General features: G+C 51.1%; 16 protein-coding genes. 5 read left to right on the top strand and 11 right to left on the bottom strand.

Going from position 1 to position 19469, the window contains the following annotated elements:
- Positions 1 to 8 precede the first annotated feature (8 nt).
- From ACOJTG_RS14005 to ACOJTG_RS13995, 3 genes are read right to left on the bottom strand one after another with little or no spacing between them, the layout of a single operon-like run.
- Positions 9 to 1517, bottom strand: a complete 1509-nt coding sequence (locus ACOJTG_RS14005; protein ID WP_420154393.1) for a polysaccharide biosynthesis C-terminal domain-containing protein — start codon at positions 1515 to 1517, stop codon at positions 9 to 11.
- A 52-nt stretch (positions 1518 to 1569) separates the two neighbouring features.
- Positions 1570 to 2502 (bottom strand): glycosyltransferase family 2 protein, encoded by a 933-nt coding sequence (locus ACOJTG_RS14000; RefSeq protein WP_420154392.1) that lies wholly within the window; start codon positions 2500 to 2502, stop codon positions 1570 to 1572.
- Entirely contained in the window at positions 2495 to 3436 is a 942-nt protein-coding gene (locus ACOJTG_RS13995; RefSeq protein WP_420154391.1) for a glycosyltransferase family 2 protein, read from the bottom strand. Before ACOJTG_RS13995 ends, ACOJTG_RS14000 begins: the two co-directional genes overlap by 8 nt.
- A gap of 263 nt (positions 3437 to 3699) precedes the next feature.
- Between ACOJTG_RS13995 and ACOJTG_RS13990 the strand changes: the two genes are divergently transcribed.
- From ACOJTG_RS13990 to ACOJTG_RS13975, 4 genes are all read left to right on the top strand, one after another.
- The gene (locus tag ACOJTG_RS13990) at positions 3700 to 4485 is read left to right on the top strand and encodes a TylF/MycF/NovP-related O-methyltransferase (RefSeq protein WP_420154390.1); all 786 of its coding nucleotides are present in this window, start codon (positions 3700 to 3702) and stop codon (positions 4483 to 4485) included.
- A 276-nt stretch (positions 4486 to 4761) separates the two neighbouring features.
- Positions 4762 to 5649 carry a glycosyltransferase gene (locus ACOJTG_RS13985; protein WP_420154389.1) on the top strand — a complete coding sequence of 296 codons (888 nt, stop codon included), beginning with the start codon at positions 4762 to 4764 and terminating at the stop codon, positions 5647 to 5649.
- A gap of 25 nt (positions 5650 to 5674) precedes the next feature.
- Positions 5675 to 6958 carry a glycosyltransferase family 4 protein gene (locus ACOJTG_RS13980; protein ID WP_420154388.1) on the top strand — a complete coding sequence of 428 codons (1284 nt, stop codon included), beginning with the start codon at positions 5675 to 5677 and terminating at the stop codon, positions 6956 to 6958.
- Positions 6959 to 7012: 54 nt separating this feature from the next.
- The gene (locus ACOJTG_RS13975; RefSeq protein WP_420154387.1) at positions 7013 to 8782 is read left to right on the top strand and encodes a MutS-related protein; all 1770 of its coding nucleotides are present in this window, start codon (positions 7013 to 7015) and stop codon (positions 8780 to 8782) included.
- 255 nt (positions 8783 to 9037) lie between these two features.
- Here the strand turns inward: ACOJTG_RS13975 and ACOJTG_RS13970 are convergent, their stop codons facing one another.
- The gene (locus tag ACOJTG_RS13970) at positions 9038 to 9856 is read right to left on the bottom strand and encodes an enoyl-ACP reductase FabI (protein ID WP_420154386.1); all 819 of its coding nucleotides are present in this window, start codon (positions 9854 to 9856) and stop codon (positions 9038 to 9040) included.
- A 223-nt stretch (positions 9857 to 10079) separates the two neighbouring features.
- Here ACOJTG_RS13970 and ACOJTG_RS13965 point away from each other — a divergent pair, with 223 nt between their 5' ends.
- The gene (locus ACOJTG_RS13965; protein ID WP_420154385.1) at positions 10080 to 10517 is read left to right on the top strand and encodes a GNAT family N-acetyltransferase; all 438 of its coding nucleotides are present in this window, start codon (positions 10080 to 10082) and stop codon (positions 10515 to 10517) included.
- Between the two features lie 9 nt (positions 10518 to 10526).
- Here the strand turns inward: ACOJTG_RS13965 and ACOJTG_RS13960 are convergent, their stop codons facing one another.
- The 7 genes from ACOJTG_RS13960 to ACOJTG_RS13930 form a co-directional block, all read right to left on the bottom strand.
- A complete protein-coding gene (locus tag ACOJTG_RS13960; protein ID WP_420154384.1) occupies positions 10527 to 11438 on the bottom strand; it encodes a sterol desaturase family protein in 912 nt (303 codons plus the stop codon).
- A gap of 89 nt (positions 11439 to 11527) precedes the next feature.
- Positions 11528 to 12313 carry an endonuclease/exonuclease/phosphatase family protein gene (locus ACOJTG_RS13955; RefSeq protein WP_420154383.1) on the bottom strand — a complete coding sequence of 262 codons (786 nt, stop codon included), beginning with the start codon at positions 12311 to 12313 and terminating at the stop codon, positions 11528 to 11530.
- A gap of 195 nt (positions 12314 to 12508) precedes the next feature.
- Positions 12509 to 13303 (bottom strand): 3-keto-disaccharide hydrolase, encoded by a 795-nt coding sequence (locus ACOJTG_RS13950; protein WP_420154382.1) that lies wholly within the window; start codon positions 13301 to 13303, stop codon positions 12509 to 12511.
- A gap of 35 nt (positions 13304 to 13338) precedes the next feature.
- Entirely contained in the window at positions 13339 to 14151 is an 813-nt protein-coding gene (locus tag ACOJTG_RS13945; RefSeq protein WP_420154381.1) for a class I SAM-dependent methyltransferase, read from the bottom strand.
- A 100-nt stretch (positions 14152 to 14251) separates the two neighbouring features.
- Positions 14252 to 16093 (bottom strand): PQQ-binding-like beta-propeller repeat protein, encoded by a 1842-nt coding sequence (locus ACOJTG_RS13940; protein ID WP_420154380.1) that lies wholly within the window; start codon positions 16091 to 16093, stop codon positions 14252 to 14254.
- A gap of 657 nt (positions 16094 to 16750) precedes the next feature.
- Positions 16751 to 18448, bottom strand: a complete 1698-nt coding sequence (locus ACOJTG_RS13935; protein ID WP_420154379.1) for a RagB/SusD family nutrient uptake outer membrane protein — start codon at positions 18446 to 18448, stop codon at positions 16751 to 16753.
- 12 nt (positions 18449 to 18460) lie between these two features.
- Entirely contained in the window at positions 18461 to 19390 is a 930-nt protein-coding gene (locus ACOJTG_RS13930) for a hypothetical protein (protein WP_420154378.1), read from the bottom strand.
- Between the last annotated feature and the right edge of the window lie 79 nt (positions 19391 to 19469).

The raw sequence follows: 19469 nt of genomic DNA, 5'->3' as shown, positions 1-19469 counted from the left end.
TTATACGACTACTTTTTCATGAGGCCTTTTCCTTGTTTAACCAGCGAATCGATTAGGCCATTGATTTCGGGTGAAATGCGTAAGCCCACCACCATCGATGCAAAGACGACCGTTGTTACGATGCCCCGTAGCACCATATTCACAATCCGGGTGCCGACCGTAGTCCCAAAATCAGGAATGGCGAGGGTGATTAAGTACGCCACAAGTCCGATTCCAATGGCTCCGAGGGTCTGCTGCGTGAAAGGCAGAATTTTAAATTTCCAGTACACAAAGCCGGCCCGTAAGGCACTGTAAAACAAAATCGTGATCGTAGTCGCCATGGCTGATCCGTCGATTCCGTACTTCGGTACCAGCCATTGATTGGTGAGAATCGTCAGTACGCCTAGCACCAGTACAAAGGCTGTCGATACGCGGTAGTACTGCGAATACCCCATGATTTCACCACTCATGCCCCCCGCCATATCCAGCAGTCGGGTCATCAGAAACAGAAAAACGACGTTCGTCCCCTGAGCGAAAACGGCTCCCTTGGGCATGATTCCGAACAGATCATCCAGATTGGTCCAGATGCCCACGAACAGAAACATTCCCGCCAGTAGCTGGTGCAGAGCCACTTTCTGGTGCATATTTTCGGTGGTTACGTAATCATGCTGCCGAATAGACTGAGCCACCAGCGGAATGGCAATCTGGGTAAGGGCTTTTTTGGGAATCTCGATGAGCGAGGCGATTAGTACGGCAATGGCAAATACCCCGGCGTAGTCCTGCCCCAGGTAATGGCTAATCATGGCCTGATCGATGTAATTACAAATCGTCGTTCCGATGGCTCCCAGGGCTGCAATCGAGCCAAACCGCATCATTTCACTCAGTACGGGGCGTACCAGATCCCAGGAGATGCGATGGAGGTATAGCTTGCCCATCAGCCGCAGGTACACCAGTAGTCCCAGACTGATCAGTCCGTACGACCAGACGTACAAACGAATAAATACTTCAAAATCAATTACTTTAAAGCCGTACAGCAGGATCACCACCATATTGGCCAGCTTCAGTCCTACTTCCCGGAACATAGCCGGAACCGCAATGCGTTGCAAATTGCGGCAATACGCTTCCAGGATTCCCTGCAATAAATTAAAGCCCGTTAACCAGATCAATAGCTGATAATAGCGAACCAGTTCCGGCGACTTTTCCTGAAAAAAATGGATAAACCAGCGGTGACCGCCCAGGTACACGACCACAAAGAGCAGGAAATACACCGCAGCATACCCGAGCAAAAACGTCAGGAATCCGTGGTGTTTTTCTTCATCGTTACGAAATCGACTGAAATACCGGTCCGCAATGGAAGGACCACCGAAGGTAAAAATGGCGTAAAACAACAGACTGAACGTAAGCAGCGAACGCGTAAGGCCCAACTGACTTTCGCTCAGAAAATGCGTAGCAACAAAAAGCTGATTGATCGTTCCAACGGCCACACCGGCGTAGGTAACGGCACTGGCTTTCAGGCTTTGACGAATGACAATTCCCAAGGGTTTGTAATGGTTTATTTTCTGTATGGGGGTGGCACGAGGCCCTTATTTCTTACTTTAACGTTCGGCTTTCGTCCGAGAAGCCTTTGAGGTAGGCCAGCGTCTGCCGATACTTCACCCACTCGGTTTTCATCGGATGCTTTGTGGTTGCCAGCGATTTGAGCAAACGAAACGTGGACTTCACCCCAAAAGCTAGCACCCGCCAGTATTGCCAGGAATACGGCTTTACCTGCATCATCCAGGCCCGGGCGGCTCCGCTGGCGTGACTGCGTTGCAAGCGGTACGGAATCTGCCAGTTGCGGGCGGGCGTCCAGTGCTGAATCCGGGCCGCCGGTTCAAACCAGAAAATACGGTCCGCTTCGGCCTGATGATCTTTGTAGATCCGGAAAAACAGATCGGTTTCTTCGCCCATGCGTGGCATGTGCTCGCCGCCGCCGCCGAGCTCTTCCTGAAAACCACCGTACTGCTGCAATACCTTTTTCGCGATCCCCATATTTCCTCCAGCAAACCCAAACGGAGCCCGTTGGGCCGGAATATAACCGGGCTCGTCGCCCCAGCTGCGAAGTTCAAAGTCGCGAACAAACCAAGCCGGCGGTGTTTCGGCGTACCAGGGTTCTACCAGTCCACCCACGGCCAGCGGTCGGGGCGTTTGCTGCAAAGCTCTAAGCATAGCCGTCGCCCACTGCGGATCGACGCGAATATCGTCGTCGAGGTACGCGACAAATTCGCCTCGTGCTTCCTGCCAGCCCCGATTTCGGGCGATACTACGGCCCGGCTTTCCTTCGAAAAAGTACCGAATATGCGGGTATTGTTCCGTAAAGGGCCGCACGACCTCTGGCGTAGTATCGCGGGAATTATTATCAATAACGATGATTTCAAACTGATGGGTATCCAGCGTTTGTCGGGTCAAATCCGCCAGAGCCAGCCCGATCAGATCGGCCCGGTTGTAGGTACAGATGACCACCGAAAGCGGCAACTCATTCATGCAGATCCTTGCGTTTGAGGCCCAGGAGGCGATATTTGACGAACATGACCGTTTTGATGTACCAGTGCCGGAAACCGAATTTACGACGGTTTCGGATTAACGCTTCCGTACCCGCGGGAATAGGTCCGCGAAAACCCGCCGTCCGAATTTCATCCACTGACTGTACATTGAGCCGCCAGAACCAGTAGCCGTACGCTCCGGCATAGGGTTCCTGCCGGAGATCGAGATTGAATTTCTCGGCCACCGTGAAGTACTCGAACAGCAGTAAATTTTTGTTTTTCGTTACCGAGGCCGTCACCTGTTTTTCGTGGATGGCCACCCCTACCAAGGCCTGAGGGATGTACGCCGCCTGAGGCTGTTGCCGCAAGGCCCGCACGTAAAAGTCCACATCAACGAGCCACTTGAGCTGGGAATCGAAGAAAAGTCCGGCGGATTTCCGGAACATGACCGTACTCGGCACCCCCACAAAATCAGCCGTGATGAGCACTTCGGGTTCGGTTCGGAGCTGAGTCAGTTGCGTTTCCGAAGGACGATTCAGGCGAATGCGTTCGTCCGTACTCAGCCGACGAATATCCGTATTGGCAAAGGCGAAAACCGCGTCAGGCTGTTCATCCAAAGCCTGTACAAACAAAGCCAGACTGTTCGGACGTAGCAGCCAGTCGTCGTGGTGATGAATCAGGATGTACGTTCCCTGAGCCAGACGAATGCCCGAATTCCAGTTTTCAGGCGTACCTAACGCGGGCCGATTGGCTTGGTATCGCAGGGGCAAACGAGACTGCCATTGTTCGGCGAGCTGCCGGACGGAATCATCGGGCGTATCGTCCGTTAGAATCAATTCGTAATCGCGAAAAGTCTGCGTTTCCAGTGCCTGAAGGGCTTTTTCGAGTAAAGCTGGCTCCTTATACGCAGGAATACAAACCGAAAGTTTCGGCATAGAAAAGCCTTTTTGCCGGCGAAGGTACGCACGTCAAACCCTACTCCATTCCAAAGTATTTGAAAAATTGGCTGTTACTTTACAGAAGTTTTCAGGAAAAAGCCGTAATCGTACGCGTTGACACATTCGTAAATCACTGATTGTCAGCGACAGTCTTTCATGCGAGAGGAAAGTACCCGACGCTTGGGCTGATTCCATCAAAAAAAGAAGGATTCGTCGTCTGTTTTTCCTGGAAACCTGGATTTGAAGACTGAACACATCGCATGGCCCTTACATTTTTATCGAAGATTGTCCCTGAACCCTGGATTCCGTATCTGAAATTCATCCGGGCTCCCTGGAATTTTCACCTGCTGCAAAAAGATAAATTTCATTACGCAACGGATAAACTCTATACCGAAGTCAATACGGAATTCAAACAGGATCCTCGCTTTGCCGCCGCGTATGCCTGGGTGACGAAGCTGGGCGGTACGCTTGTGCCCAAAAACGGGATGGAATGGCGGATTTATATGCTCTGCTGGGCAGCCGATCAGGTCAAGCACCTGCCGGGTGATTTTGTGGCCTGTGGGGTTTTCTCGGGGTTCTGCGACCGGGCTATCATGCAGTACATTGATTTTGCCAAAACCGACAAGCGATACTACCTCATGGATACCTTTCAGGGGCTGGACCCGCGGTATAGTTCGGATTATGAAATCCAGCGGAACCATACGATGGGTTATGAACAAAGTCGGAATCTGTACGAACAGGTGCAGGAAACGTTCAAAGATTTCAACGTTCGGATTATCAAAGGAGCCATTCCCGATACCCTTCCCCAGGCCGATACCGAGCAGATTTGTTTTTTGTCGATTGACATGAATGCGGTGGTGCCCGAAGTAGCCGCTCTGGAGTACTTCTGGCCCAAGCTGGTACGCGGGGCCGTTGTCATTTTTGATGATTACGGCTTCCCTACCTGCGAAGCCCAGAAGCACGGGCACGACGCTTTCGCCCAAAAGGTCGGACACACCATTTTCACCTCTCCCACGGGTCAGGGTATTTTGATTAAGCAGTTTTAGGTAGAGGGGTTGGAGGACGTTTAAGATGGTTTGAAAAGGTTTAAAAAGTTTAAGGTTTGAGTGCGTTTGAAAGTTGGGGATTTAAGAGGTTTGAATCATTAGTTAGCATTAGTGACGCATTGAAGAGCATTTTACTAATGACTGGTTTAGGTAAGAATTATTGATATACAAGCCCGAAACAATCACTGCCAAAACCCACTCCAACTTTAAACTTCCTCAAACCACTTCAAACCTCACTCCCCTCCACCCAACATTGCCTTCCAACCAACGTTTTTCATGTACGCACCCATTGCTCTATTTTGTTATAACCGTCCGGAACATTTTCGAAAGACCGTCAAGAGCTTACTTCGCTGTCCAGAAGCTGCATTTAGTACCCTATATATTTTTTCCGATGGGCCCAAAACGGCCGCTGATGAAGCCAACGTAGCCATCGTTCGTGAATACGCCCAGTCCGTTCGCGGGTTCGAGAGCATCCACCTGGATTTCAGCGAAGAAAACCGTGGGCTGGCCGCTTCCATCATTCGTGGGGTTACGCAGGTGCTCCAGCAACACGATAAAATTGTGGTGATGGAGGACGATTTGCTTTGTACCCGCGATTATTTACGCTTCATGAACGAGGCCTTGGAATACTACCGAAAAGACATCCGCGTTTTTTCTATTTCGGGCTACCTCTACCCCATTGAGATTCCGCTGGACTATCCACACGATGTCCTCTTACTGGCCCGGGGCTGTTCGTACGGCTGGGGCACCTGGCCCGACCGCTGGGCGAAAGTTGACTGGGAGGTAAGTGATTTTCCGGAGTTTATGAAAAATAAAGCGGCCCGGCGGGAATTCATGCGAGGAGGCGAAGACCTGTTACCGATGCTGAAAAAACAGCAGCTGGGCGTACTCAATTCCTGGGCCATTCGGTGGACCTATGCTCATTACAAGCATCAGGCGTACAATTTGCACCCCCGGGCCTCCAAACTGGAGAGTACGGGTATGGATGGTTCGGGCACGAACTTTGGTCGGGGTACGCACCGCTACGACGTACAGCGGGTGGAGCGATTTAGTCGGCTGACGAAGGCCGTTTCTCCCGACGAGGTCATTCACCAGCGATTACGTAAACACTTCCGTCTCAGCTGGATACGGAAGATTATTAACTTTGTTCGGTACGGGGTGTAAATGCACGCCGTACTATTTGAATTTCATGCCAACTTCCGTTACGCTACTGAGTACTTCCGATAATATGGGCGGGGCATCCATCGGAGCCGTGCGGTTGCAGCAGGCTCTGAGTCGCTATTCGCCCCTGTATTCCCAAATTTTAGTACAGGAAAAAAATACCCAAAATCCAGCCATTGCCGCTTTAGACGAATCCTGGCTGGGTAAAAAGAAAGCACTGTTTCGTTTTGCCGGTGAACGTCTGTACCTGAAAGCATACGAAGCCTCCAAAAAGCAACACTGGGCTTTCGATCCTGCGGTGCTGGGCGTAGACGTGACTGAGCACCCCTTTGTACAAAAAGCCCAGATTCTGCACTTACACTGGATCAATCACGGATTTCTTTCCACCCAATCCTTTCAGAAACTGGTAGAAACGGAAAAGCCACTGGTCTGGACCATGCACGACATGTGGCCCTTCACGGGGGGCTGCCACCACAGTGGTGAATGCGATCACTTTATCAATAAATGCGGCAACTGTAAGTTTTTGCGGTATCCTTCGGAGGTCGATTTGTCCAATCAGATCTGGGAACGGAAGCAGAAAGTCATGGATCCGGCCCACCTCACCACCGTAGCCTGTAGCGACTGGCTAGCCAATCGGGCCCGGAAAAGTAGTTTACTGAAAAACCATACGATTGTCAGCATTCCCAATCCCCTGGATACGGACGTTTTCAAGCCGACCGAAAAAAAAGCAGCCCGCTGGAAACTCAATCTGCCCCAACATAAACACCTGATTCTGTTCGCCGCCATGCGGGTAGATGCTCCCATGAAGGGATTTTCGTATTTCAAGGAAGCTCTGGAACGGCTGGCTACGGCTCATCCCGAAACGAAAGAGCAGATTGAACTCGTCATTTTCGGGCAAACCGAAGGGCTACCCAAACTTCCCTATCCCGCTCATCATCTGGGTCGTTTGTCAAATCCGGAGCGAATTGCCCTGGCGTATTCAGCGGCTTCGGTCTTTGTGATTCCTTCGCTGGAAGAAAACCTGCCGTATACCATCATGGAAGCCATGGCCTGCGGTACGCCTTCGGTGGGTTTCAACATTGGCGGCATTCCCGAGCTTATTGACGATGGGGTAAACGGGGCAATGGCCGAATACCGTTCTTCCGAAGACCTCATGCGGGCCCTGTATCAAACGCTATACCAGTCGGATTATGAATCCTTACGCCGTAACGCCCGGCAAAAGGTACTGACGCAGTACGCAGAACCCGTCATCGCTCGGCGTTACCAAACCCTGTACGAAGAAGTACTGGGACGCTCCAAATCCAGTACCTAGACTTAAATCCCCTGAAAAACAGGGTTTTGTTTGTACTTATCTGCTTTGCAAGTTATGTCTTTTTACGCCGAACGTCTGGCTCAGTTTCAGGAAGAATCCGAGCAACTGAGCCGTCGCTATAACTGGATTGGTACCCTACGTTTTCTAACCGTGGTCCTGGCCGGAGCACTGATTTATCTGGCTCAGCGGTCCAACGAAAGCGGGTACTGGTTACTACTGCTCTTTCCAGCGGGCTTTTTTCGGTACCTGATGTATCGTCATGAACGACTGTCCGACCGGATTGCTCTCACCCGTCAACTCATTCAAATCAACCAGGATGAGCTGGATTACCTCAACGGCAGTCGTATTCCGTTTCAGGCGGGTACGGAACATCTGCAAACGGCTCATTCGTATTCGTATGACCTCGATATTTTCGGTGAAAAATCCCTGTATCAGCACCTGAACCGTACGGCTACCAGCATCGGGCAGGCGGCCCTGGCCCAACAGCTCCTGCACCGTTTGCCGGATGCGGCCATCACGCCACGCCAGCGAGCCGTTCAGGAATTGGCGACTCGTCCCGAGTGGCGGCAGGAATTTCTGGCCCTGGGTACAATGGGTCAGGATACGGCGGCGGAATACGCCGCTCTGGTTGAATGGAGCGAACGGAAAAGTCCGCCCGTCTCGGGGTTGACCCGTACACTAGCCATTCTTTTTCCAGCCTTACTGGCCCTTTGTTTGGGTGGGTTTGTATGGACCTGGGACGATGATTTTCTCACCCTCGCTGGTTTCATGGGACTCATTAACCTGTTTATTCTTTCCCGAAATCTGAAGCAGGTGAAAGCCGAAACGGTGGATTCGGAACGTATTGGACTGATTATTAAAAAGTACAGTACACTCATTGCTGCTATTGAATCGCAAAGCTTTCAGTCGGAAGAATTACAGGATTTGCAGCAACGCCTCCGGACGAACGGATCCCTCGCCAGTACGCAGGCACACCGGCTTTCGTCCTTACTGGCGGCCATGAACGGTATCAACCATGCCCTGGCCGCCGTACTGACCAACGGACTGTACGTTTCGCACGTGCATACGCTCCACCGGTTGTTGCAATGGAAAGCTCAGTACGCGGCATCGCTACGTAGCTGGCTCGAAACGATTGGTACGTTCGAATCGATTAACAGCTTTGCTAATCTTTCGTACAACAACCCGGACTTTGTATTTCCATCGTTGTCGGATTCGGGCGAAATTGCGTTTAAAAGCCTGGGGCACCCGCTGCTCAACCGTACCAAACGCGTCACTAACGACGTACGTTTTTCGCCCCGCTTCATGATTCTGACGGGTTCGAATATGTCCGGAAAGAGTACTTTTCTGCGTACGCTGGGTATCAATATGTTACTGACCAACGTGGGTGCCTGCGTGTGTGCTACCGAAGCCCGCGTTCAGCCACTGGACATTCTGGTATCGATGCGACTGAACGACTCGCTGGCCGATAGTGAATCGTACTTTTTTGCGGAAGTAAAGCGACTTCAATCCATTTTGCAGACGCTGCAAACGAAGCCCTGTTTCATTTTGCTGGATGAGTTATTCCGGGGTACCAACTCCGACGACAAACGAAACGGCACGATTGAAGTGATCAAGAAAATTATCCAGTACAATGCCTGGGGGGTGATTGCCACGCACGATCTGGAGGTTTGCGAGATTACGGATCAGTATCCGCAAAAATTGGTCAACAAACGCTTTGAAGTAGAAATTGTGAACGATGAGCTGGTCTTCCCCTACCAGTTGCTCGACGGCATTTGCCAGAACCGCAGTGCGACGTTTCTGATGCAGAAGATGGGAGTGATTTGAGGAGTTGTGGGTTTTGAGAGTGTCCCTCAGATTACAGACGGGGCTATTCACATTGAACCCCCTTCGGGGTTATCATGGCACTTGGCGTTTAGTCTGCTTGCTTGTGCAAAAACTGCCTTTAACACGCTCACCCCGATTTATAATCGGGGTGGATTGGTCTAGCGTCTGCGACGCGAAACCACCCCACCCCAATCATTCCATGATGGTTACAAATCAATCGGGGTGAGCTGCGTACGTGCGTAGCCTGTTTTCTCCTTATTCCTTCGGTGTCATCATATCCACGATTTCGTGGGAAATACCCACCGCCGAAAAGCCCCCATCGTGGTATAGATTCTGCATGGTAACCGAACGCGTCAAATCTGAGAACAACGTTACGGCATATTCCGCACACGCTTCGGCTGAGGCGTTGCCGAGCGGAGACATTTTGTTTGCGTAATCAAAAAACGCGTCGAAACCGCCGATTCCCGTCCCCGCCGTCGTTTTCGTGGGCGACTGCGAAATGGTATTCACCCGCACTTTTTTCAGGCGTCCGTACCGATATCCGTAACTACGGGCAATGCTTTCCAGCATGGCCTTGGCCTGAGCCATGTCCGTATAGTCGGGAAAAGACCGCTGGGCCGCAATGTAACTGAGAGCAACTACGGAACCGTACTCGGCCATAGCATCCAGCTTCTCGGCCGTTTGTAGCATCTTGTGCAGGGATAGAGCCGATACGTCCAGTGATTTCAGGAACCATTCGTAGTTCAGATCACCGTACTCCCGACCTTTCCGAATATTGGTACTCATGCCGATGGAATGCAGGACGAAATCGATTTTACCCCCCAATATTTCCTGCGACTGGGTAAAGAGTTTTTCCAAATCCGCTACATCGGTGGCGTCTGCCGGAATGATCTGGGCCTCGCACTGCTCAGCCAGCTGGTTGATGGCTCCCATTCGCATCGCAATAGGAGCATTGGTCAATACAAAACGGGCTCCTTCTTCGTACGCTTTTAAAGCCGTTTTCCAGGCGATGGAATTTTCATCCAATGCTCCGGAAATGATTCCCCGTTTGCCTTTCAGTAAGCCGTAAGCCATAGTATCTAACGTTAGTGTTTAGTCGATGTAAAGATTCTGACGTTTTTCGTTTCATCCCTATTTCCAGGCGAATATTGAAAAACCAGTCGCAAAGAAACGGCTTTCGCTCAGGTCATCCAAGCATCTTTTCCTGAGGAAATCGCTAATTAACCCGAAGCGATTCTTAGCTTTGATTCCATCAAATCAGCCGAAATTCAGGCCGTCATCTCAACTTGTTTCCCGTATGTTAACCATTCGTCCGGCCCAGGCGGAAGACCTTCCCGCCGTTCTGGCCCTGTATCAAAACGCCCTCGAAGATCCGGAAGTCCTGAGTCCCGAACAGGCTCTGGCAACCTTTCAACGCATGCAGTCGTATCCGGATTACACCCTGTACGTAGCCGAACAGCAGCAGGTAATTCTGGGCACTTTTGCTCTACTGATCATGGATAATCTGGGCCACGCCGGAGCCCGCTCGGGCGTGGTCGAGGATGTGGCCGTACATACCTCCGCCCAGGGTCAGGGCATTGGTCGGGAAATGATGATCTTTGCGATGGAGCGTTGCCGGGAGAAACAGTGTTACAAAATGGCCCTTTCCAGCAATCTAAAACGCGAAAGAACCCATGCTTTTTACGAATCGCTGGGATTCCAGAAGCATGGGTTCAGTTTCCTGATTGAGCTTTAGATCGTAGAGCTAAGCCTCTACCTCCTCCAGTCTCTCTACATCTACGGCAGACTGCTGTTGCCGAAGCTGCCGTGAGGTGAGTGTACGGCCGTCGTGCGACCAACCCGGAGCAGCGAATACGTAACGGAATTTATCCGACCAGGAAAGCCCTGGTTGCGATACATCCTGAGCCAGGTGTTTCCATTCATCGAAGGCTACGTGTACAAAGTTCTGACTAGGCAGCGGATGCGTGAGGCCAAAACGGGCGGGTTCTTCGGCACTTTCTTCGGCATAGGTACCAAATAGCTTATCCCAGATGATGAGCACCTGACCCATATTCTTGTCGAGATAGGCAATGTTCGAGGCGTGGTGTACCCGGTGATGCGAAGGGGTAACCAGCACGCGTTCCAGCAGGCCCAACTTGCCGACCGTCTCGGTATGGAGGAAGAACTGATACGCCTGATTGACCGCGTAGATAAACAGAATATGAACCCCATCGAAGCCCATCAAAGCCGCCGGTACGTAAAACACATACCGATACAAGGGCTGAAACATCGACGATCGCAGGGCCACCGTCAGATTGTACCGTTCGGCGGAATGGTGCGTAGAATGCACCGCCCAGAGTACCCGGCAATAGTGTTCAGCCCGGTGTAACCAGTAGAAGCAAAAGTCCTGGGCAAAGAATACGCCCACCCAGGCCACTACGGGATGCTCCTGCCAATACGTCCACAGAAAAGAGTGCCGAGCCAGCCCGTCGAGTACGAAAAATGAGACGCCTTTCATGGCGACATCCAGTACTAAACCCCCTAATCCAAGCAGAAGACTGTTACGGGTTTCCTTGAAATTATACAATCCCAGTCGTTCACGATGTGAGATGTAGAGTTCTAACAGAATGAAAAAAAGGTAGGTAGGGGTAGTAATTAAGGTAAATATACGTTCCATGGCAATCAAGGTAAAACATCAATGGTCTTACAAAAATGCAACAAAACGCTTTTCCTTATACTTTTAAAATATTAAAACGAAATTAGAAGTTAGGGCAAGCTCAGCGTAGCTCGAACAGGTAAGTGATCAGAAGCGTAGGTTTCCTGAATGACGCGATGTTCAGTTACTTTCCAGGGACCAGCGGTTAAAATGAAGTCGATAGTCTTCCGAGGATTTTCAACCGGAATGGTTGGAGCACAGTTCTGACACGTTGATTGCAGGGACTGATTTAAGATCCGTAAGGTCTCACTTTCAGGCGTATCGTTCAGGTCTCCGGCCAGAATAACGGGCATGGGTACAGCTTTTAAAATCCGAGCGATTTCTTTGGCCTGTAAAACCCGACTGGCGGGACCTCGCTGGGCATCCAGGTGCGTACAGGCCACGGTGATGCTACGGCCCGAAGGCAGTTTCAGCTCGGCGGTTCCCAGTACGCGGGGCTCGCCGGGTTTCTGCGGATCCAGCGGTAACGGATAGCGGCGTTGATTTTGGAGGGGGTATTTCGATAACAAAGCAACGCCGTACTCGCCGCCGTCGTGGTCAATGGCTTTGACAAAGTACGCCTGCAAACCCGTAAGCTGGGCCAGTTTTTCGGCTTCATCGATCTGACCGGAACGGCGGGTACGCACGTCCACCTCCTGTATCATAACTACATCCGGCTGGTCGTTTTGAATGACCCGGGCAATGGCCTCCAGATCAATGATCTCAGGTTTGGAAGGGGGGTTGGCGTGGTGAATGTTGTACGTCAGGACGCGAACCGTATCAGCACCCGAACGAGTCGATGGACGGGTGCAACCTAGTAATACAACCAGTAGGGAAAGGGAAAGAACCGTTTTCATCAATAGAGCGTATTAAAACCGGAAATAACACGCGGAACGGTACTTCTGCAAGCGATGCTTACAATGGTAATACTAGGATAACATATTTGCTTCCAGCTTTTACTTCCTCCCACTAACACCGATGTAGTAATGGAAGGAAGTAAAGTCGATTGGATTTTCAGGATTAATAGCGAACAAGCGAGGCTATTGTGAATGCTATTTTTTATCCTCCTTGCCTTCACTTAAATCCATAATTTCCACCTTCCGGAAATCGATGGGTTGCCCTTCGCTTTGTAGAGCAATGAAGCCTGAACTCAGAATTTTGCCGTCCACTTTCTGAGCTGGATCGTACCGATTCGCCACATCGCCGCCAATCTGCGGCTTCGAGTATTCCAAAACCGTTTCGCCGTTAATGATGTGCTTTACGAGCGAATCGCCTAGTACGATGAGTTCGGCCCGTACCCATTCATCTTTGCCGTAGGTTTTGGAGTTGGAATCGATGCAATGCCGCTTGTCCAATTTGCCTTTATAGACAATGTTGGTACCCGGCGAACACATATTTCCGGTCGGTCGGGGTTTCCCATCTCCTAGCCCGGCCAGAAACTGCATTTCTATCGAAATCGGCCAGTCCTGTTCCTTGGGCATGGTTCGTGGATCCTGCGAGTGGAACATCACGCCACTATTCAGAATCGTGTACGACGGGGCATCTTTCCGCCAGGGATCGGCGAATTTGTATTCAATGACCAGGTGGTAATGCGAAAAAGGCGTTTTGTAGTACAAATGCCCGTATTGTTCGTTGAAGTGATCGTACTGATCGTAGCGAACTTTAATCATGCCGTCTTCGACCCGAAACGTATTTCCGTAATTGACGTTTACATCGTGGTGGTGAATCTTGACGATCCAGTCATTTATATCTTTGCCGTTGAACAGGGAAACCCATTTTTTCTTTTGGGCCTGAACGGAGGAAGCGGCCAAAAGGGCCAGGCATACGAGGGTGTAGCGAATCTTCATTGAGGAAAAGCAGGTCTTTATTCCGATTAGACGTTTTAGGAAGCGGCATACCCTTCCCTAGGCTCTGGTTTTACGGCCTGCAGGGCATAGACCATCGGAATTTTGGCATCGAGGTGCCGAATTCGGAATTTGCCCGGTTCCACTTCCATAGTTTCGGCAAAGCAGTCGTAGGGCGAATAATCGTACTCCTGAAAGAAATTAATCTGTAATCCCTGCCCAATCAGGCTGCTCAGTACCTCGCCCAGCGAATGATTCCAACCCACCGAGTCGGTCGTAATGGGAGCATCCGGATCGGCGTAGGTTCCCTGCGTAGTCTCTTCAATGGCTTCGGTATTGAAATACGAATACTGCACGTACCGGAAATGGCTGTCGAACATCCAGACTACGGGATGAAACTCCGCGAAAACCAGACGCCCGCCCGGCTTGAGATGGCGGGCAATGACTTCCGCCCAGCGATCCAGGTCGGGTAGCCAGCCAATGACGCCATAACTGGTAAAAACCAGATCGAACTGCTGATTGAGGTTAAGATCGTAAACATCCGAACAAATGAACTGAGGCGTCAGCAGATCCATCTGAATCGCCAGTGACTCCGCCGAATAAATGGCAATATCTGATAAATCAACGCCCGTTACCTTCGCTCCCATGCGGGCCAGCGAAAGCGTATCCTGACCGAAATGACACTGTAAATGCAGGATCGTTTTCCCCGCAACCTCTCCCAACAAGCCGAGTTCGATGTCTTTGAGCGAAGTAGCTCCTTTCATGAACCCTTCCAGATCATAAAAATCCGATTGCAAATGGTACAGGGTTCGCTGATTCCAGGTATTCCGGTTTTTTTCGAGGTAATCCATCCCTTCGGTTGTTTGGGCAATCAAGATAGGAAAAATCCTGAAAAGCAAAGCCGCCGTACTCCCCAGCGGAACTACGGCGGCTTCGGAAAAACGTGAAGGCTTAGTTGGCTTGCAGACAAGTCACTTTCCCGTCCATGGTACTAACCAGCACCTTTCCCCGGCCTAAAGGAGTAATACCACTCACCAGGGCGTTGGAAAGCTTATGCTGCCAGCGGGTTTGTCCGGTTTGCCGATCAATGGCCGTGAGCAAGCCCGAATTGCCGGGTACGTAGACGACTCCGTCTTTTTCGACAATTGCCGTCGGGCAAATTTCGTAGTCTAACTGTACCTCTGCTTTCCAGGGCAATTCCATGGCCGTGGCCGTCGTCGAAACGCCGTAGACGTTGCCCTGCATGGTTTTCACGTACACCAGCGAGCCATCGGTGGAAAGGCCCATCGACTCACGTACGCGTACGTCTGGATTCTGTTTCCGCCAGATGACCTGTCCCGTTGCCGCATCCAGGGCGGTCATGTACCGATCGGGAGCGACGATAAAAATGCGATTATTCGTTCCGACCGGATAGCAGGCGGCGGGCGAATACATGCGATTGGGCGAACCATTGTTCCACTTCCAGACCAGTTTTCCCGTTTTCAAGTCCAACGCGTAGAAATCATTCGCCCAACAACCGAAGTAGATCTTGTTCTGGTAAATCAGAGGTTTGGTCACGATAAAACCTTTGACCCCGTCAAAATCCCAGAGTACCTTTCCCGTCTTCAAATCGAAAGCCCGAAAATGGCCATCCGAACCGCCGACGTATACGGCGTTTTCGTAAATGACCGGACTGCCTACCGCGGCCTTGCCCGTCTCGTACTTCCAGCGTAAGCTTCCATTCTTTCGGTTTACGGCGTAAATCCAGCGATCACTGGAGGCAATGACGGCGTATTTTCTGTTCGCCGCTGGCGTTGCGTATACTTTACCTGCGGTCTGAAAACTCCATTTTTTCTGGCCTTTTTCGTCCAGAGCATACAGCAGTCCATTCGTGTTTGAACACAAAATCAGGTCATTCTGTACGGTTATCCCCGAGCCGATGTCGCTGTTATCTTGGTACTGCCAGAGCGTTTTGACTTGAGCGTACTGCTCATTAACGGCGTAGGAAGGACGCGAAAAACGCGTTGTATCCTTACTAAATTCGTGATCGTACAATGGGATGGTTGCCCAGGAACGTAGCTGATCGGTACCTGGTGTTTTTTCCATGAACACCGCTTCGTTTTTAGTCAGTGTCACGATGTTGTAGCCCCCCACTTCGGCCTTGGCCCGCAGGTTCGAACGACCCATGACCCCCGGAATGTGTTCAAAATCGTATACCTTGTTCTGGTGCCCGTGACCACAGAGAAAGAGTTGTACATTCCGTTTTTTCACCCGATCCAGAGCATCGTACCAGTTATTAAGCGAGGCATCCTGCGGGTAGTGGTTGATGTACACAATCGGAATTTTCGGGTTGGGCAGATGATTCAACGTGCTATCCAGCCAGACCAGATGCTCGCGGGGAACCTGCCCCGGTCCCATCCGCATGTTTGGTCCCGAAGCCGTCGCAATGAAGGCAAAACCGCCGTACTCAAAGTAGAACGATTCGCCTTTAAACACTCGCTTGAAGGTATTACTACCGCTCTCCGACCAGTTGGCGTCATGGTTTCCGGGAATGGCGTACCAGGGTTTTTGCAGGCTGTCGATGATGGTTTTGGCCAGTTGCAACTCTTCGTCCGAACCGAATTCGGTCAGATCACCTGTGAGTAACACAAATTTCAGATTAGGATTGGCGTTGATGTCTTTCACCGTACGCCGTAAGTCATCGGCTCCGGTTGCTCCGCCGACGTGCAAGTCTGTCACAAAGGCAAACTGAAAGCTCTGAGCCGAGGTCTGTAGGGCGAGCCAGCAGAGAAGCAGTGTGAGGATAGGTTTCATAAAGTGATGTTTACGGAGGTTATTTTTAATGCTAGGGTTTGGAATATAGAGAGTATTGTCAACTCAAACAGGACATCGGCCGGTATACTGGCTAGCTAGTAGCTTGTGTTCTACATCTAAAATTTTGTTCTTTTTGAGCTTCGTTATTCACCTAGACGAAGTTTGGTGTCGGTAGCAGAGCTGTTCGTTTAGTCCGTATCGCGAACACCGCTCTTTTCATCCCGCTTTAGGCCACCGCGTTGCGGATGAAAAAGGCGGCTTTTCGCGATAGGACGGGGATGGGTTTTAAGCCGTCCTTGAAGTTATTCGACGGTTTTCTAACGACCATTAACTATCAACAAACTACCAAAACTGCTGTCTAAAGATGAAAATCTTTCCCGCCATTGAGCCATTCCATGGCGGCAACTGAACGACCTACGATAGCCGCAAAGCGTCGGACCAGTGCAGGCTGTCGCCACCATGGGATGGCCCCCATGGAATGGTTAGTCGTGGAGAGGTCCAGCCTGGAAGACTCAATGGCTACTAGCCAGCCAGGAAGGAGTACCGAACCCGGTTTGTTGAAGACGACATAGTTAATTGAACCTATAAAACCAACCTCATTTAACCCAAAAACACAACTGCCAGCGATAGGCTGGCAGTTGGATCACTTTACAATATTTACTCCCAGCCCGGATTTTGCTTGAGTTCGTATCCGGCGGCTCGGTACAGGGTAATCTGATCGAGGGGAATGGGCGTCAGATACACTTTCGGATCAGTGAACAAACGTTGCGATTCGAGTTTCGGAGCTGGAATGATGTAGCCTTCCGTCGTTCCCTCAATAATGGCATCGGTGTTGGGGTAATCGGCCTTGCGAATCCAGGCTCCCCGATTGATGTCCGAATTTGCCTGCGTATCAACATACTCCATCTTTTTCCAGCGAGTCAGATCATCCAGACGGAAGCCTTCCAGCATTAGTTCAATCCGGCGTTCGCGACGAATTTCCCAAATCAAAGCAGGTACCGAAGGATCGCGGGACGGGTCGTCGTAGACCTTACCGTTCACCGCTGGACTTGAGCCACTGACTTCCAGTTTCGGTATTGCGATACCGGGCCGTTGCCGCAGTGCATTGATCGATTTGTCCAGATCGGTCTGGGTGAGCGTGCCCAATTCGGCACTAGCCTCCGCATAGTTGACCAGTACTTCTCCGTAGCGAATGACGGGGGCGTCGGTCTGATTGAGCGAGCCGCTGCCTTCGGGTAATTCCTTGGTTTCTTCGTTCAGGAATTTATGGGTCGCGTAGCCACTCGACGAAAAGTTAGGGGCGTACTTGCTGACCCGCAATTGCCCGACAATCGTCGCGGAAAGCCGGGGGTCGCGATCCGCCATAACATTATCGATACCCTTATCGCCCTTGTACAGCGGCGAAAGTTGGATGGGCAATCCATCCTTGCTCAGATACGATTCGATGGCATCTTTCGATACGCCCGTTTGCGGCTCTTTGTTGTTGTAACTATTCAGCGAGTGCGTCAGCATACCGGTTTCGTATTTCCGGTACAGAATCATTTCCTTCGAAGCCGCCAGACTCAGCGAACTGAACATCGAGCGGTAATTATCCGTAGCCGCGTACCGACCCGAAGTGATGACTTCATTCGCCGCCCATTTCGCCGCTTCCAGATAGGTTTTAGCCCGGTTTTGATCGATGTTATGGTACTTCAGGAACGTGCCGTGGTAGAGCATAATTCGGGACATAAACGCCAGTACAACGCTCTTGTTCACCGTCAGGCCTTTCTCGCCGTCGTCCGCCCGTACGTTGGCCGCCGCGTATTGCAAATCGGCCAGCATACTATCCGCTACCACCGTACGCGGGTCGCGGGGTTTATAAAGTTGAGCGAAATCGGTTTCCCCGATGACCTGATTATAGAAAGGTGCATCGCCATACTGCCGTACCAGTTCGTGGTACTCCATGGCCCGGAAAAAACGGGCAATGCCCGTCCAGTGGCGGATCGCTTCGGCTTCCATCGGTACGCGTTGAATCCGCTCTTTGAAGAGATTAGCCTTGCGTACCCAGGTAAACCCACTCCATGGTGTGGTAGTAGTCGTTACAGCCGGTACGTTTCGCGTAAACTGGGTTGGACTTGCCGGAGCAAAATCGTCGTTTAACGTTTGCCCGTTGAAGTACCGTCCCGCCGTAAAGCCGGATCCGTAGCCATCAAAATATCGGGTATAAAAACCCCAGGCAAAGGTTCGGACGTTGGCTTCGTTGGTCCAGTAGGTTTCGTCCGACAGGGCATCGAGGGGCGAACGGGTTAGTAAATCTTCCTTACAACCCACTAGAAAAAGCAGGGCTGCGGATAGTAAAATCGCTATTTTTTTCATCGCTGGCTCTGATTAAAACGTAAGTTGAAGACCGAATGAGAACGTGCGACGGTACGGATATACCCGGCCAAACGTAGCGGGTTGACTACTCGCATTCAGATAGGCTACCTCAGGATCAATCGGAATGGATAGGTTATCGAACGTCAGCAGATTTTCCCCGTTCACGTAGACGCGGCAACGCTCAATCCGAATCCGTTCCGTGAGGGTTTTGGGCAGGGTATAACCCAGCGTCATGTTCTTCAGCCGTAGGTAGGCCATATTCAGCAGATACTTACTCTGAATCAGGAAGTTCTGCGTATTGTTGGATTGACCCGTATTGGTCGGACGCGGGTAAAACGCATTCGGGTTTTCTTCCGTCCAGTAATCCATCTGATGGGCGTACATGGCATCGTTCGGGTTGAAGCCAGGGATGAAAATACCACCCGAAGGCCACAATTCGCGTTTGCCAACGCCCTGCCAGAACATGTTAAAGTCGAAGCCTTTCCAATCGGCTCCCAGTCGCACGCCGTACTGATAGCGGGGCGTCGAATTACCGATGACTTTCAAATCGCCATGATCTTCCAGACTGCTGCTTCCCGTGAAAATAGTACCGTCCCCATTAAGGTCTTTGTACTTCACGTCGCCGGGTCCGTAGAAGAACCAGCCCGATTCGTGTCGGGTTTGGGTGGGGATACCGTCTTTCAGGATGTACTTCCCAGCGGCATCGCGGCTCAGGTTTCCATTGGCATCCTGCAGGAAATCGTCTTTGGTAAAGAAGCGGTCGGTCTCGTAGCCCCAGATTTCACCCAGCTTCTTTCCAGCGTAGTTCCCATTCACCAGTGTACCATCGAAGCGGGTAATTTTCTCGGTAAAATCCGAAAGCGTCAGTCCCAGGTTTACGTTCAGTCCATTCGTAAATCCATGATTGAAATCAACGGCCAGTTCCCATCCCGTCGTGTGCATTTAACCGTAGTTTGGTAGGGGGGCTGCTGCACCGAAGGTAAAAGGCCGGTGAATAACCCGTGTTATAAAGTAGCTGGTG

The sequence above is a fragment of the Siphonobacter sp. genome (assembly GCF_048595215.1).
GTDB lineage: Bacteria > Bacteroidota > Bacteroidia > Cytophagales > Spirosomataceae > Siphonobacter.
Note: the sequence above shows the minus strand (reverse complement) of the source record. Positions and strands in the feature narration are given on the sequence as shown.